Raw genomic sequence first — 14329 nt, 5'->3', positions numbered from 1 at the left:
CCCGCCCGCTCCCCGCACGTCCACCGGACGTCGCCCGGATGACGACCGGGTGAACCGTCCGCGCCGGGCCGGCACTACACTCCGCGCCATGACCGCTCCCCGCTACGCGTCTCAGGACGAACGGGACGCCGCCGCAGCCGAATTGGGTGCCCAACTGGCCCGGATCGCCGCCGCGGCCGGTGTCTTGCTGCCCCCGGCCCGCGAACTGTCCTGGTGCCGGGCCGGGTTCGTCGGGGAAACGACCGTGCCGGACGGCCCGGACAGCCCGGACAGCGCGGACGGCCCGGACGGCGCGGCCCTGCCGGTGCCCGACCGGGCGGACGTCCGCTGGAAGCGGGACGCCTCCGCCCCTCACCTGCTGCTGCGCCGCGGCCGGGGGACGCAGGCCCAGGGGTGGGCACCGGACCTGACCGGGGCCGTCCGGGCGGCGGCGGCCTGGCTGGCGGGCGCGGACCTGGCGGCGATCCGGCGGGCCGCCCCGTTCCTGCACGTCCCGGACTGGGCGTTCGTGCACGAGCGCGCGTCGCTGGACCGGGTCGAACTGTACTGGCGGACGCGCCTGGAGGCTTTCGCGCACGGCCCGTACCCCACCCGTGCCGAGGTGCGGGCCCTGTGGGAGGCCGCGTTCGCGGAACCCCGGCTGCGGCGGCTGCGGCCGGTCAGCAGCCACTTCACACTGTGGTTCTCCACCAAGTCCGACTACCCGTTCGAGCGGGTGGGCGCGGCCGTCGAGCCACTGCACACCGGGGGCTACCTGGTCCGCGGGCTCGCAACCGGGCCCGTCACCGTCACGACCCCCGCCGAGGCGGCCGCCCTGGCCGTGGCCGCGCTGCCGCCGGAGCCGTCGTCCTGACCGCGCGGCGCCGGGCCGGGTGGCGGGCCGTCGTGTCTCCGGGGCGGCCCGGGGTGGATCGGGCAGACTGCCGGGGTGACGGTCCTGTGGTGGGTCTCGGTGGTGTCGTTGCTGGCGTGGGTGTGGCTGGCGGTGGGTCACGGCGGGTTCTGGCGGACGGACCAGCGGCTGCCGCGCGGGAGCGGTGAGCCCGGGGCGTGGCCGTCGGTGGTGGTGCTGGTGCCGGCCCGGGACGAGGCGGCGGTGCTGCCGGTGTCGCTGCCGAGCCTGCTGGCCCAGGAGTACCCGGGGCGGGCGCGGGTGGTGCTGGTGGACGACCACAGTACGGACGGGACCGGTGAGCTGGCGCGGGAACTGGCCGGGCGGGTCGGGGGGCTGGAGCTGGCGGTGACCACTCCCCCGGCGCTGCCGGCGGGCTGGACGGGCAAGCTGTGGGCGCTGCGGCACGGGGTCGGGCAGGCCGGGGACGCCGAGTGGCTGCTGCTGACGGACGCCGACATCGCGCACCGCCCGGGCTCGCTGCGGGCGCTGGTCGCGGCCGGGGAGGGCGGCGGGCTGGACCTGGTGTCGCAGATGGCCCGGCTGCGGGTGGCGAGCGGCTGGGAGCGGCTGATCGTCCCGGCGTTCGTGTACTTCTTCGCCCAGCTGTACCCCTTCCGCCGGGCCAACCGGCCCGGCTCCCGGACGGCCGCCGCGGCCGGCGGCTGCTCGCTGGTGCGCCGGGCGGCGCTGGAGCGGGCGGGCGGGGTGGCGGCGATCCGCGGCGCGGTGATCGACGACGTGTCGCTGGCCCGGGCGGTCAAGCGCACCGGCGGCCGGACCTGGCTGGGCCTCGCCGACCGGGTCGACTCCGTCCGCCCGTACCCCGGGCCGGGCCCGCTGTGGCGGATGGTCTCGCGCAGCGCTTACGCCCAACTCCGGTACTCGCCGCTGCTGTTGGCCGGGACGGTGGCGGGCCTGGCGCTGGTCTACCTGGTGCCGCCGGTGGCCGCGGTCGCCGGGGCGGCGGCCGGGGCGTGGTGGACGGCCGGGGCGGGCCTGGCGGCGTGGGCGGTGATGGCCGGGACGTACGCGCCGATGCTCCGCTACTACCGGCAGCCCGTGTTCGCCGCCCCGCTGCTGCCGTTCACCGCGCTGCTGTACCTGCTGATGACGGTCGACTCCGCCGTGCAGCACTGGCGCGGCCGGGGCGCCGCCTGGAAGGGCCGCACCTATCCGCGGCCGCAGCGGGCCGAATAGCCGGGCGGCCCGGCGGGCAGGATCAGTCGATGGAGCGTCAGGACATCTCCCGGATCGCGCACCGCGACCACCCGATCGCCGCCCCGCTGTCCGACGAGGCGGTGCGGGAACTGCTGGAGCGGCTGCTGCGCGGCCGGTCGGACGGGCGGCTGCTCGACCTCGGCTGCGGCGAAGCACCCTGGCTGCTGAGGGCGTTGACCGCGCACCCCGCCCTGCGGGCGGTCGGCGTGGACCCGGACCCGGCCGCCCTGCGCACCGCGCTGCACACCGCGCAGCGCCTCGGCGTGGCCCGGCGGATCGGCCTGCACCACCGCGACGCCCGGGAGTTCACCACCGCCGAGCCCTTCGACGCCGTCCTGTGCGTGGGCGCGACCCGGGCCCTCGGCGGCCCCGGCCCGGCCCTCGCCGCGATCGGCCCGCTGCTCGCCCCGGGCGGCGCGGTGCTGCTCGGCGCCCCCTACCGGACCGGTGAACCCTCGCAGCAGGCACGGGAGTCGTTCGGGGCGGAGCTCACCGACCTGGCCGACCTCACCGACCTCGCCGACCTCGCCGACCTGGCCGGAACGGTCGCCGCGGTCCGGGCCGCCGGCTGGCTGCCGGTCGCCGCCCACACCTCCACCCGCGCCGAACTCGACGCCTACGCCTGGGCCCGGACCGGCTCCCTCGCCGACTGGGCCCTCGACCAGCCGCCGGGCCCCGACCGCGAGGCCGCCCTGCGCGCGGCGGACGCCCACCGCGAGCAGTGGCTGGCCGGCCACCGCGACGGCTTCGGCTTCGTGGCGCTGGTGCTGCGGCGGAACCCCGCCTAGGCGGCCTCAGCGGCCGAGCAGGCGGCGGGCGGTCGGCTTGACGAACTCGTAGCGGGACATCTGTTCGAGGTCGCGGAGCCAGGCGGTGCGGCCGGGGGGCCGGTGGAGGAGTTCGCGGTAGATCTCCTCGAAGGCGGTGGAGACGTGGCTGAGGGAGAACCGGCCCACGACCCAGTCGCGGCCCCAACTGCCCAGCTCGGCGCGGCGGGTAGGGCTGTCGGCGAGGGTGCGGATCTGGGCGGCGAGCGCCTTGGCGTCGGCGGGGTGGTCGCCGTGGCCGTACATGCAGCGGGAGGCGTGCGGTTCGACCAGCGGGCCGGGTTCGTGGAGGGCGGTGTAGCCGCCCGCGCCGTGCACGATGACGGGTTTGGCGAAGGCGAGGCCGCGCAGGGCCGAGCCGCCCATGCCGAGGACGAGGTCGGCGGCCTGGTAGGCGGGGCGGGGGTCGGCGCGCTGGCCGGTGAGGACGACCGCCTCGCGGCCGAGTTCCTCGTTGGCGCGGGCGGCCTCGGCGCGCAGGTGCGCCTCGCTGGGGCCGCCGCCGACGACGGCGAGGACGAGGGCCGGGTCGTCGAGGAGGCGGAGGGCGGCGATGGTGCGGGAGACGCCGGCGTCCTTCTCCAGGCCGGAGACCAGGCGGGTGACGATGCAGAGCAGCAGTTGGTCGGGTCCGGCGCCGACCTCCGCCCGGAACTCGGCGCCGGAGACGGCGCCGGGCGCGTCGGCGTCGGTGTCGACGGGGGGTTCGATCAGCCGCAGGTCGCGGTGGCCGAAGGCGCGGCCGTCGGGCAGCAGGGCGCCCAGGCCGAGCACCAGGGGCTGGTGGCGGGGCATGCCGCGGAGCATCCGGATGCCGTAGAAGGTGGTGACGACCGGCAGGCGGCCCTGGCGGCCGGGGCCGAAGTAGGCGTTCCGGGCGGCCCGGACCTCCCAGGCGTGGACGAGTTGGGAGCCGTGCTCGTCGGCGAGCCGGGTGAGGCGGGCCCGGATGACTGCGTGCGGGGTGCCCGGCTCCCCGGCCACCACCAGGTCGAGGCCGTGTTCGGCGGCGAGGTCGGCCAGCGGGGCGGGGCCGTCGACGCCCTGGGCGAAGAGCACCGGCTGGTGGCCGCGGTCGCGCAGGGTGCGGGCGATGTCGACGGCGTTGAGCTGGGCGCCGCCGAGGGCGAGGTTGTTGAGGTGGACCAGCACCCGGACGGATCGCATGCTCAGTCCTCCCACTGGTGCGGCACGAAGACCGGCGCGGCCATCACGACGGCGCGCGGCGGGGTGTCGAGCACCGGGCCGAACACGTCGAACTGGCCGGCCGAGTGCCAGCTCATCAGGGTGCCGCCGTCGGTCTTGCCGATCGAGTAGACGCCCGTCCACAGGGTGTAGCGGCCGCGCGGCAGCGGCAGCCGGGGGATGACGCAGGCGACCCGGTGGTCGCCGCCGGTCAGCCGGATCTCGTGGCTGATCTGGAAGATCGGGCTGGAGGTGCCCTCGCTGACGCCCAGGTGCAGGGTGGCGTCGCCGCGGTAGTCGCCGCCGAGGGTGAGTTCGACGGTGACCGGCTCGTCGGTGTGCAGGGTGGCGGCGTCGCCGTCCTCGCCGCGCACCTCGTACTTGAGCAGTTGCAGCGGCTCGCCGACCAGGGCGCCCGCCTCGGACTGCGCCTCGATGGAGTCGCGGTAGCCGGCCAGCGCGTCCTTGATGCCCGCGTCGACCCGGACGGTGCCCTGCTCCAGCCAGACGCCGCGGCGGCAGATGGACTGCACGGCGGGCAGGTCGTGCGAGACGAAGACGATGGTGGTGCCCTGTTCGGCGACCTCGCGCATCCGGTCCAGGCAGCGCTGCTGGAAGACCGCGTCGCCGACCGCCAGCACCTCGTCGACCAGCAGGACGTGCGGCTCCAGGTAGGCGGCGACCGCGAAGCCCAGGCGCATCTGCATGCCGGAGGAGTAGAACTTGACCTGCCGGTCGATCGCGCCGCCGAGCCGGGCGAACTCGACGATGTCGTCGAAGCGCCCGGCGACCTCGCGGCGCTTGAGGCCGAGCAGCGCGCCGAACAGGTAGATGTTCTCCCGGCCGGTCAGGTCGGGGTGGATGCCGGCCCGGATCTCGATCAGGGCGCCGATCCGGCCGCGCACGTCGATCACGCCCGCGTACGGGTACATCACCCGGGTGAGCATCTTCAGCAGCGTCGACTTGCCGGAGCCGTTGGAGCCGATCAGGCCGACCGACTCGCCGGGCTCGATGTGCAGGTTGACGTCGCGCAGCGCCCAGCGCCAGTCCTCGCCGCGGTCGCCGCGCAGGCGGCGGACGGCCTGGTCGACCCGGTCGCGCAGCAGCATCCGCTGCTGGTCGGCGCGGAACCGCTTCCAGACCTGCTCGGTGCGGATGGTGCCCGCAGGGTAGTCACGCGACATCGGCGATCCCCGTTTCCAGCTTCTTGAAGAGCAGGTAGCCGCCGACCAGGAAGACCAGCGAGCTGACCGCCGCGATCAGGGTCAGCCGGGCGTCGGGCGCCTCGCCGTACAGCAGCGCCCTGCGGTAGCCCTCGATGACCGCGCCGAGCGGGTTGACGCCGACGTAGACCTCCTGCAGGCGCTGCGGGATCTTGGCCAGCGGGTACGCGACGGGGGTGGCGAAGACGCCCATCTGGGTGATGATCGGCAGCAGGTGCCGGACGTCGCGCAGGTAGACCACGGCGACCGAGAGGACCAGCGCGATCCCGTAGGTGAAGGCGAACTGGATCAGCAGCAGCGGCACCACCCAGAGGAAGGTGGCGGCGGGCGCCGTCCAGAACACCAGGAACATCAGGCCCAGCACGCCGACGCCGATCACCATGTCGACGGTGGCGACCAGCATGGTGGCGAGCGGGAACACCTCGCGCGGGCAGTAGACCTTGTTCAGCAGGCTCAGGTTGTTGGCCAGGCTGAGCGCGCCCTGGTTCATCGTGTTGGAGAAGAACTGCCAGACGATCAGGCCGAGGTACGCGAACAGCGTGTACGGGACGTCACCGGTCTCGATCTTGACCGCGCGGTGGAACACCAGCGTGAAGATCGCGCACAGCGCGAGCGGGGTGAGCACCGCCCAGGCGAAGCCGAGCACCGCCTGCTTGTACCGGGCGCGCAGGTCGCGCTCGGCCAGCGCCCGCACCAACTCGCGGGCGGCCCACAGCTCGTGGGCGACCCGGAGGGGGCGGAGCCGGCGTTTGAAGACCAGTTCGGGCGGTGGCCCGACCGGGGCCGCGGCGCCCGGTGGGGCCACCCGGCTCCCGTGCTCGTCGATGAGCTGTGCGCGCTGTCCCCCCACGGACTCCCGCCCTCCCCGGGGGCGGTGCCCTCCCCCGGCGCCTGTGCCGTCTGACTGCCGTCTGCCGGGCAGGTGCCCGGCGTCCGCCCGGCCCTGCCGGTCGCGCGGTGCTCCGCGCGGCTCGGGTCCGGCCGCTCCCCCCGGTCGGGCCGACCCGCGGACCACAATGACACAGAGTGTGCGGGCCGGGGGCGGGTTCGGTGAAGATTGCAGCAGCTCAGGCCGGTTCGGGACGGTTCCGGACCGAACCGCCCTTTCCGGCCAGGGAGTTCGGGCGGGCGGCCGGAGGGCGGGCGGTGGGCGGGCGGTGCGGGCGGTCCGGGAACGGCGGCGGTCAGACGGCGGTCAGACGGCGGTCAGGCGAGGGTCAGGCGGCGGGCCGGTCGGCGACCAGCCGGTCGAGCGCGGAGGGCATCCCCTCGACGCCCCCGGCCTCGGTGGGCGAGGTCCGGCCGGTGCCGTCGACGACCACGGTGGGCAGTTCGGCGATCCGGTTCCGGGCGAACAGCTCCGGGGCGTCCTCGACGGACCGGTCGACCTCGGCGGAGTGGTACGCGGCCCGGAACTTCGCCGCGTCGACGCCCTGGGTGGCGACCCAGTCGGCGGCGGACTGCTCGGTGGTCAGGTCGGCGCCCTGCTCGCGGACCGCGCGGAACACCGCGGCCTGTAGCCGGTCGACCTCGCCGAGCCGGTCCAGCGCGTAGAACAGCCGTGCGTGGGCCCGCTGTTCGGCCTCGTCGGGGCTGCCGGTCCAGACCGCGGGAATCCGGCGCAGCGTGACGTCCGCCTGGTGCTCGGCGGCCCAGCGGGTCAGGGGCTGCTCCAGCAGGGCGGAGTGCGAGCAGTCGTACCAGAAGAACTCGACCGCCTCGTGGGCGCGTTGGGCCTTCGGCGCGGCCGGCAGCGGGGCCGCCGGGTCCAGCGGGCGGGTCACCGGCACCGGCACGTGCTGCTGAGTGGGCCCGGACGGCTGGACGGCGGGGAACTGGTGACCGAGGGTCGGCAGCTGCTGGCCGTGCGGCAGCGCGGGGAGGGCGGACGCGGCCCCGGCGGCGGCCGGGGCGGCCAACAGGCCCCCGGCGACGGCGAGCAGGACAGTGGTTCTGAGCAGCGACTTCACCCGGGCAGCCTGGCAGGCCGGGCGTGCGGCGTTCCAGGTGATCGGGCCCCGGTCGGCGGAATTCGCCGGATCGGAGCAGCGCGCCGGGGCGGTGGTTCGAACGTTCGTCGGGCGTTCGGGGCCCCGTCTGCCGCGACGGCGGTCGGCGGCTGCGGCAGTGCGGTGGTGCGGTGGTGCGGTGGTGCGATGACGGCTCTGGCGGTGACTGCGGTCCCCCGGGCTCGGTGGGCGGGCGCGCCCCCGCTCCGGCGCCCACCTGCGTCGGGGGACGGCGGGTTACTTGCCGTCGTGCTTCCACTGGGCGCGGGCCTCGGCCTCGCCGGCCTTCGGGACGCCGATCCGGATCTGGTCGGAGCCCTCCTCGGCGATCGGGCAGTAGCGGCCGTCCTCGACCTGCACGGTCAGCCCGAGCACCTCGCCGTTGCGGACCAGTTCCAGCACGTCGCCGGTGGTGCAGGTGGCGTTGGCGGCGACCGGCGGCGCGGAGAGCCAGCTGACGGCCTGGTAGACGGGCGTGCCGGGGTGCAGCACGGTGCCGTGGGCCCGGTCGGTGGCGAAGCTGCCGCCGCCCAGCACGCCGCTCCTGAGCTTCGTGAAGGTGCCGGGGACGTGGTCGGTGCGCAGGTCGGGGCCGCCGTAGACGACGCAGTCGTGGCCGCTGGTGTTGGTCAGCTTGAGGACGCCGTTGATCCGCGGGTCGGCGCTCTTGTCGAGCGTCAGCTCGGCCTTGACGTCGCTCTCCTTCTCGGAGTTGCCGCAGAGCGGCACGTCGGCGGCGACCGTGCCGCCGGTGCCCCCGGCGGGGGCGGTGGCCGAGCCGCCGGTGCCGCCGGACGGGGTGGCGGCGGGCGGCGCGGCGGGAGTGCTCGCGGCGGGGGTGCTCGCGGCGGTGGGGGCGGCGGGCGCGGCGGTGCCGCCGTCCTCCGGGTCACAGGCCGTCAGGGCCAGCACGGCACAGGCGGCCAGGGCGGCCAGGGCGGCGGGCTTGCGGACGTTCATCTCGGGCTCCTGCGGTGGGTCTCGGTGGCCGCCGGTCGGCGGCAAGCATCACCACGGCGTCCGGCTGTCGGGCGGTTGCGGGCCCGGACGTCCGGTACGGCGCTGTGACACGCGCCGTCGCACCGGAACCCGGACGCGGCGTCGACCGCCGTCCGGGGACGGCCGGTTCAGCGCGGGCGGGCGACCTCGCGCAGCAGGTGCTGCCAGGCGGTGGTGACGGGGGCCAGGTCGAAGTGGGCCAGGGCGTGGGCGCGGGCGGCCGCGGCGTAGCGGGTGCGGTCGGCGGCCAGCAGGGTGCGCAGGGCGGCGGCGAGCGCGGCGGGGTCGCCGGGCGGGGCGAGCAGGCCGGTCTCGCCGGGGCGGACCACGTCGGAGACCCAGCCCACGTCGGTGGCCACGGCGGGGACGGCGGCCAGCGCGGCCTCGATCAGGACGCCGGGCACGCCCTCGGAGTCGCTGGTGAGCAGCAGCAGGTCGGCGGCCCGGTAGAGCGCGGCCGGGTCGGCGAGCGGGCCGAGCAGGTGGGTGCGCGGGCCGGGGACGAGGGCGGGGCGCAGCGGGCCCTCCCCGGCCAGCGCGAGGTGGACGTCCCCGGGCAGCAGGGCGTGCGCGGCCAGCGCCAGGTCGGGGCGCTTCTCGGGGCTGAGCGCGCCGATCCAGGCGATCAGCGGGGCGTCGGCGGGCAGCCCGAGGGCGGCCCGGGCGGCGGCCCGCTCGGTGCGGTCGGCGGCGGGCGGGAAGCGGTCGGCGGGGCGGGCGTTGGGCAGGGCGCGCAGGCGGCGGGCGGGGAGCCGGAAGCGGGTGCGCAGGAGCTCCACGGCGTGCGGGGAGATCGCGGCGACGGCCGCGGCCCGGTGCAGCAGGGCGCCGACCCGCAGGCGGCGCAGCGGGTCGGCGGTCCAGTGCCGGGGGTCGCCGATGTTGACGTACACGAAGGGGGTGCGGGTGGCGAACAGGCCCAGCGCGCACGCCTGGAGGGTCGAGGAGCCGTGCGCGACCACCACGTCGGCGCGGGCGGCGGCGCGGCGCAGCGCGCGCAGCGTGGCGGGGTGGTGCCGGGAGGGGCCGAGCACGGGGACGGGCGCACCGGCGGCCGCGTCGGGGTGCGGGTGCAGGGCGACCAGGGCGGAGTGCTGGCCGCGGCGCAGCAGTTCCTCGTGCAGGTCGCGGGCGAGGCGCTGGGCGCCGCGGGCCCTGGGGTCGGTGATGACGTGGAGTACCCGCGGCTCGGCCATGGCGTCGAGACTACCGAGCGGGGGGCCGTCGGGCGGGCGGGTGGGGCGATCCGGGGCCCTCGGCCGCTTCCGGGGTTTCCTCCGGTTCGGCGGACGCGGGGTGGTGCGGGCTGGGATGCTGAGCGGCGGTCAGGGGGTGGCCCGGGCGAGGGGGTTGGCGCGGTGCGCGTGGTGTACGTGATCGACAGTGTGAGCCGGGTGGGCGGGGCGGAGCAGGGGCTGGTGGCGATGGCCCCGTTGCTGGTGCGGTCCGGGGTGGAGCTGCACGTGGCGTTCCTGAAGGAGTCGCCGGGCGGGTTCCAGGAGGAGTTGCGGGCGGCGGGCGCCGGGGTGCGGGCGGTGGCGGGGGGTTCGCGGGGGGCGCGGGCGGCGGGGTTGCGGGCGGAGTTCCGCCGGCTGCGGCCGGACCTGGTGCACACCACGCTGTACGAGTCGGACGTGCTGGGCCGGGCGGCGGCGTTCGCGGCGCGGGTGCCGGTGGTGTCGAGCCTGGTGAACTCGGCGTACGGGCCGGAGCACCTGCACGCGCGCGGGTTGAGTCCGTGGAAGGTGCGGGCGGCGCAGGCGGTGGACGCGGTGACGGCGCAGGGGGTGCGGCGCTTCCACGCGTTGACCGAGCACGTCGCGGAGGTGATGGCGGCCCGGCTGCGGGTGTCGCGGCGGCGGATCGACGTGGTGCCGCGCGGGCGGGACCCGCGGCTGCTGGGGCGGGTGACGGTGGAGCGGCGGGCGGAGGTCCGGAAGTCGCTGGGGTTGGCCGAGGGGGTGCCGGTGGTGCTGGCGGCGGCCCGGCAGCAGTACCAGAAGGGCCTGGACGTGCTGGTGTCGGCGTGGCCGCGGGTGCGGGCGGCGCGGCCGGACGCGGTGCTGCTGCTGGCGGGCAGCCGGGGGGCGGAGACGGCGCGGCTGGAGGGGTTGGCGGCGGAGACGGGGGGTGTGCGGTTCCTGGGGCCGCGGGACGACGTGTTCGACCTGATGGCGGCGGTGGAGGTGTGCGCGGTGCCCTCGCGCTGGGAGGGGCTGGGCAGCGCGGCGCTGGAGGCGATGGGCGTGGGCGTGCCGCTGGTGTGCGCGGACGTGCCGGCGCTGCGCGAGACGGTGGGTTCGGAGGGGTGCGCGCTGCTGGTGCCGCCGCAGCGGCCGGACGCGCTGGCCGGGGCGCTGGTGCGGGCGCTGGAGGAGCGCGGGGAGGCGCTGGCGCGGGCGGAGGCGGCCCGGGCGCGCTTCCTGGCGGGGTACACGCTGGAGCGGGTGTCGGCGCGGATGGTGGAGTTCTACGGGCGCGCACTGGCCTGACGGGGGGCGGGCGGTTCGGCCACCGACCGCGGCGGTCCGGCCACCGACCGCGGCGGTCCGGCCACCGACCGCGGCGGTCCGACCGGTGGCGGGACGGGTGGTCAGGCCGGCGGTCGGGTGGTCGGCCGGGCGGCCGGGGGGCGCGTCCGGGCGTTTGATGACTGCACGTCAGTTCGGGTGCGGGCGTCCGGAATCAGTCCCGCACCAGGTGTCAGTATAGCCAAAGTGCTTGCGCCGCAGGTCCGGGGCGGGAAGCATCGGGCGCAGGGGAGGGCCGTGGGGGCGGCCTCGTGCGTTCGACTTTCCCTCCGCCGCAGCCGGGGGCGGGTACGGGGCTCGGCCCGGTGCCGTTCCCGGGGGGATCCGAGGTCCGGGGTGGCCGGACCGGCCGCATCGATGCGCGCCGCCCGGGGGGCGGGTGCGGCCGTGGGCGCGTGTGCACCGTGACGAGGCGAGGGGAACCAACCGGTGGAACCGGCAAATCTGTTCACCGTTCTGCGACGGTACTGGCGGCTGCTGGCCGCCTGCACGGCGGCCTCGCTGGTCGTCGGTTTCCTGCTGACGCCCGCCGGTGACGCCGTGGACAACGGCAAGTGGCAGTGCAAGGTGGCGATCACGCCGGTGGCCGGCGCGGCGGACACCGTGCGCGCCGACCAGGTGCTGTCGTACGCCCAGGGTTCGGCGGTGACCACGGCGGCGGCGCAGAAGCTGCACATCACCGACGTGGCGGCGCTGACGGCGCGCCGGACGGTGGCGGCGGAGTCCACCCAGATGCTGCTGTTCACCACCACCGGCCCCACCCAGCAGACCTGCGCGGACCTGGCGGCGGCGCTGTCGGAGGCGACCATCACCGGCTACGCCCAGGAGTCGCGCCGGAGCGCCGACGAGTCGATCAAGCGGCTGCGCACCCAGGCGGACGCCCAGCAGTCGCAGCTGGACGACCTGCAGAAGTCGTTCAGCAAGGCCAACGCGAGCGATCAGGCCAAGCTGCAGCCGCAGCTGTCGACGGCGACGGCGGCGCTGACCAAGACCCTCGGAGCCATCGCCGACCTGCAGAACTACAGCCAGACCGACGCGATCCAGCAGTGGGGCTCGATCGACGCCAAGGAGCTCGGCGGCAGCCTGCTGACCTCGCCGACCCGCGGGGTGCGGCTGTCCCTGGCGGTGGTGCTGGGCCTGGCGCTGGGCGTGGTGGCGGCGCTGATGCTGTCCCGGATGGACACCCGGCTGCGCACCCGGGACGGCACCGAGGAGGCGTTCAACCTGCCGGTGATCGGCGAGATCCCGCGCCTGTCGCGGCGGCTGCGGCGGCTGCGCGAGCCGCTGGTGACGGCCCGTCCGGAGGACCCGGCGACCGAGGCGTTCCGCTCGCTGCGCTCGACGCTGCTGCTGACCGGCCCGGAGGCGCTCTCCTCCCAGCTCGGCCAGGGCGGCCTGGACCACGACGACCGGCGGGTGCGGCGGGCGGTGGAGCCGGCGCCGGTGGTGCTGGTGATGTCGGGCCGCTCGGGCGACGGGCGGACCACCACGGTGGCGAACCTGGCGGCGGCGCTGGCCGAGACCGGCCGTCAGGTGCTGGTGCTGGACTGCGACTTCCGGCAGCCGGAGCTGAACGCGCGGTTCGGGATGGACGAGGGCCCGGGCATGGCGGAGCTGCTCTCCGGCGAGCAGCTGACCGACCTGGTGGACCTGATCCGCCCGACCCGGGTGCCGAACGTGGCGATGATCGCGGGCGGCCACGCCACCGCGTACCCGGCGGCGCTGGTGCTGCGCGCCGGGGAGGTGCTGGCGCTGGCCCGGCGGCACGCGGACGTGGTGCTGATCGACTCCTCGCCGCTGCTGCACGCCAACGACGCGTACGACCTGGTGCAGCACGCGGACGCGGTGCTGGTCACGGTGATGGCGGGCAACGTCCGCCCGGAGGAGGCCGACCGGGTCTCCGAGCTGCTGGCCCGCACCGGCGTGCCGGTGGCGGGGGTGGCGCTGCTGGGCACCGAGGTCGCCACCGGGCGGCGGAACCGCTCGCTGCGGCTGCCGGGCCGGCTGGGCGGCCGGCCGCCGCTGGGCCCGCTGCCGTCCCGGCCGGAGCTGCCGCGCCCGGCGGCGGCCGGGGCGGCCGGGGCGGCCGGGGCGGCCGGGCGGGCCGAGCCCCGGCCGGAGCCGCGGCGCACCGGGCCCCGGCCGGACGGGCCGCCCCGGGCCGAGCACCAGCGGGCGGCGGACACCCGGCGCGGCGAGCCGGTGTACGGGGCCGGCGAGGGCGGCACCCGGCGGGACGGGGCTGCGAGCTGGGGCCGCCGCCCGGCGGAGCTGCCGCCGGAGGAGCCGGTGGAGACCACCCTGCAGCTGCGGCTGGGCGAGGAGCGGTGAGCGGGCGGCGGACGAAGGTGCTCTGGCTGGCCAAGGGCCTGGGCCGGGGCGGCGCGGAGCAGCTGCTGGTGAACTGCGTGCGCCACGCGGACCGGGAGCGCTACCAGATCGAGGTGGCGTACGTGCTGCCGCACAAGGACGCGCTGGTGCCGGCGCTGGCGGCGGCGGGCGTGCCGGTGCACTGCCTGGGCGGCGCGCCGGGGCGGCGCTGGCCGCTGCGGCTGCGGCGGCTGCTGGCGGAGCGCCGCTACGACCTGGTGCACACCCACATGCCGGTGCCCGCGGTGGCGGCCCGGCTGCTGCGGCCCGCCGGGCCCCGGCCCCGGCCCCGGCTGGTGCACACCGAGCACAACCTGTGGGAGCGCTACCGGCTGCCGACCCGCTGGGCGAACGCGCTCACCTACCGGCGCAACGACGCGGTGATCGCGGTGTCGCACGCGGTGGCGGCGGGCGTCGGGCGGCGGCGGGCGGGCGAGTGGCTGTCGGTGGTGCACCACGGCCCGGACCTGGGCGGCGCGCCGTCCGGGCCGGCGGCGCGGCGGGCGGCCCGGGAGCGGCTCGGGCTGCCGCCGGAGGCGCTGGTGGTCGGCACGGTCGGCAACCTGACCGCGAAGAAGGACCAGGCGACGCTGCTGGCGGCGTTCGCGCTGCTGCGCGGGCGGGAGCCGGACGCCCGGCTGGTGCTGGTCGGCTCGGGGCCGCTGGAGGCGGAGTTGAGGGCCCGGGCGGGCGACGGCGTGCTGTTCGCGGGGACGCGCGCGGACGTGCCGGAGCTGCTGCCGGGCTGGGACGTGTTCTGCCTGAGCTCGCGTCAGGAGGGCCTGCCGGTGGCGCTGATGGAGGCGATGGCCTCGGGGCTGCCGTCGGTGGTGACCGGGGTCGGCGGCGTGCCGGAGATCCTGGACGACGGCGTGGAGGGCCGGCTGGTGCCGCCGGGCGACCCGGCGGCGCTGGCCGCCGCGCTGGGCGAGCTGACCGGTCCGGGTGCGCGGGAGCGGATGGGCGCGGCGGCCCGCAGGCGCGCGGAGTCCTTCGACGTGGCGGGCGCGCAGCGGGCGGTCGAGCGGGTGTACGCCCGGGTCCTGGCGAACTGAACCGACGGGTGGGGCGG

At 76.9% G+C, this 14329-nt stretch carries 12 protein-coding genes; 6 read left to right on the top strand and 6 right to left on the bottom strand.

Features of this window, described 5'->3' with window-relative positions; genetic code table 11:
• Window positions 1–88 precede the first annotated feature (88 nt).
• Genes ACIP60_RS36325 through ACIP60_RS36315 form a run of 3 tightly spaced genes read left to right on the top strand, consistent with a single transcriptional unit; the run spans window position 89 to window position 2901 of the window.
• Window positions 89–853: a DUF6193 family natural product biosynthesis protein gene (locus ACIP60_RS36325; RefSeq protein ID WP_400693294.1), complete on the top strand. Its 765-nt coding sequence runs from the start codon at window positions 89–91 to the stop codon at window positions 851–853.
• A 57-nt stretch (window positions 854–910) separates the two neighbouring features.
• Window positions 911–2092: a glycosyltransferase gene (locus tag ACIP60_RS36320; RefSeq protein WP_400693355.1), complete on the top strand. Its 1182-nt coding sequence runs from the start codon at window positions 911–913 to the stop codon at window positions 2090–2092.
• A gap of 29 nt (window positions 2093–2121) precedes the next feature.
• Window positions 2122–2901: an SAM-dependent methyltransferase gene (locus ACIP60_RS36315; RefSeq protein WP_400693291.1), complete on the top strand. Its 780-nt coding sequence runs from the start codon at window positions 2122–2124 to the stop codon at window positions 2899–2901.
• 6 nt (window positions 2902–2907) lie between these two features.
• Here the strand turns inward: ACIP60_RS36315 and ACIP60_RS36310 are convergent, their stop codons facing one another.
• From ACIP60_RS36310 to ACIP60_RS36285, 6 genes are all read right to left on the bottom strand, one after another.
• On the bottom strand, window positions 2908–4107 hold the full coding sequence (locus ACIP60_RS36310; RefSeq protein WP_400693288.1) for a glycosyltransferase family 4 protein: 1200 nt from the start codon (window positions 4105–4107) through the stop codon (window positions 2908–2910).
• Between the two features lie 2 nt (window positions 4108–4109).
• Window positions 4110–5309: a polysaccharide ABC transporter ATP-binding protein gene (locus ACIP60_RS36305; RefSeq protein ID WP_400693285.1), complete on the bottom strand. Its 1200-nt coding sequence runs from the start codon at window positions 5307–5309 to the stop codon at window positions 4110–4112.
• Complete coding sequence (locus ACIP60_RS36300; protein WP_400693283.1) at window positions 5299–6198, bottom strand: ABC transporter permease; 900 nt, start codon at window positions 6196–6198, stop codon at window positions 5299–5301. Before ACIP60_RS36300 ends, ACIP60_RS36305 begins: the two co-directional genes overlap by 11 nt.
• A 367-nt stretch (window positions 6199–6565) precedes the next feature.
• Window positions 6566–7318 carry a thiol:disulfide interchange protein DsbA/DsbL gene (locus ACIP60_RS36295; protein WP_400693280.1) on the bottom strand — a complete coding sequence of 251 codons (753 nt, stop codon included), beginning with the start codon at window positions 7316–7318 and terminating at the stop codon, window positions 6566–6568.
• A 276-nt stretch (window positions 7319–7594) separates the two neighbouring features.
• Window positions 7595–8317, bottom strand: coding sequence for a hypothetical protein (locus ACIP60_RS36290; RefSeq protein WP_400693277.1), 723 nt, complete (start codon window positions 8315–8317; stop codon window positions 7595–7597).
• A 167-nt stretch (window positions 8318–8484) separates the two neighbouring features.
• Window positions 8485–9552 carry a glycosyltransferase gene (locus ACIP60_RS36285; protein WP_400693274.1) on the bottom strand — a complete coding sequence of 356 codons (1068 nt, stop codon included), beginning with the start codon at window positions 9550–9552 and terminating at the stop codon, window positions 8485–8487.
• 177 nt (window positions 9553–9729) lie between these two features.
• Between ACIP60_RS36285 and ACIP60_RS36280 the strand changes: the two genes are divergently transcribed.
• The 3 genes from ACIP60_RS36280 to ACIP60_RS36270 all read left to right on the top strand — a co-directional run bounded on the left by ACIP60_RS36280 (window position 9730) and on the right by ACIP60_RS36270 (window position 14312).
• The gene (locus ACIP60_RS36280) at window positions 9730–10848 is read left to right on the top strand and encodes a glycosyltransferase family 4 protein (protein WP_400693271.1); all 1119 of its coding nucleotides are present in this window, start codon (window positions 9730–9732) and stop codon (window positions 10846–10848) included.
• Between the two features lie 468 nt (window positions 10849–11316).
• Window positions 11317–13218: an AAA family ATPase gene (locus ACIP60_RS36275; RefSeq protein ID WP_400693268.1), complete on the top strand. Its 1902-nt coding sequence runs from the start codon at window positions 11317–11319 to the stop codon at window positions 13216–13218.
• Window positions 13215–14312, top strand: coding sequence for a glycosyltransferase (locus ACIP60_RS36270; RefSeq protein ID WP_400693265.1), 1098 nt, complete (start codon window positions 13215–13217; stop codon window positions 14310–14312). The genes ACIP60_RS36275 and ACIP60_RS36270 overlap by 4 nt, the downstream gene beginning before the upstream one ends.
• The last annotated feature ends 17 nt before the right edge of the window (window positions 14313–14329 follow it).

The sequence above is a fragment of the Kitasatospora sp. NPDC088783 genome (assembly GCF_044750705.1).
Lineage (GTDB): Bacteria > Actinomycetota > Actinomycetes > Streptomycetales > Streptomycetaceae > Kitasatospora > Kitasatospora fiedleri.
Note: the sequence above shows the minus strand (reverse complement) of the source record. Positions and strands in the feature narration are given on the sequence as shown.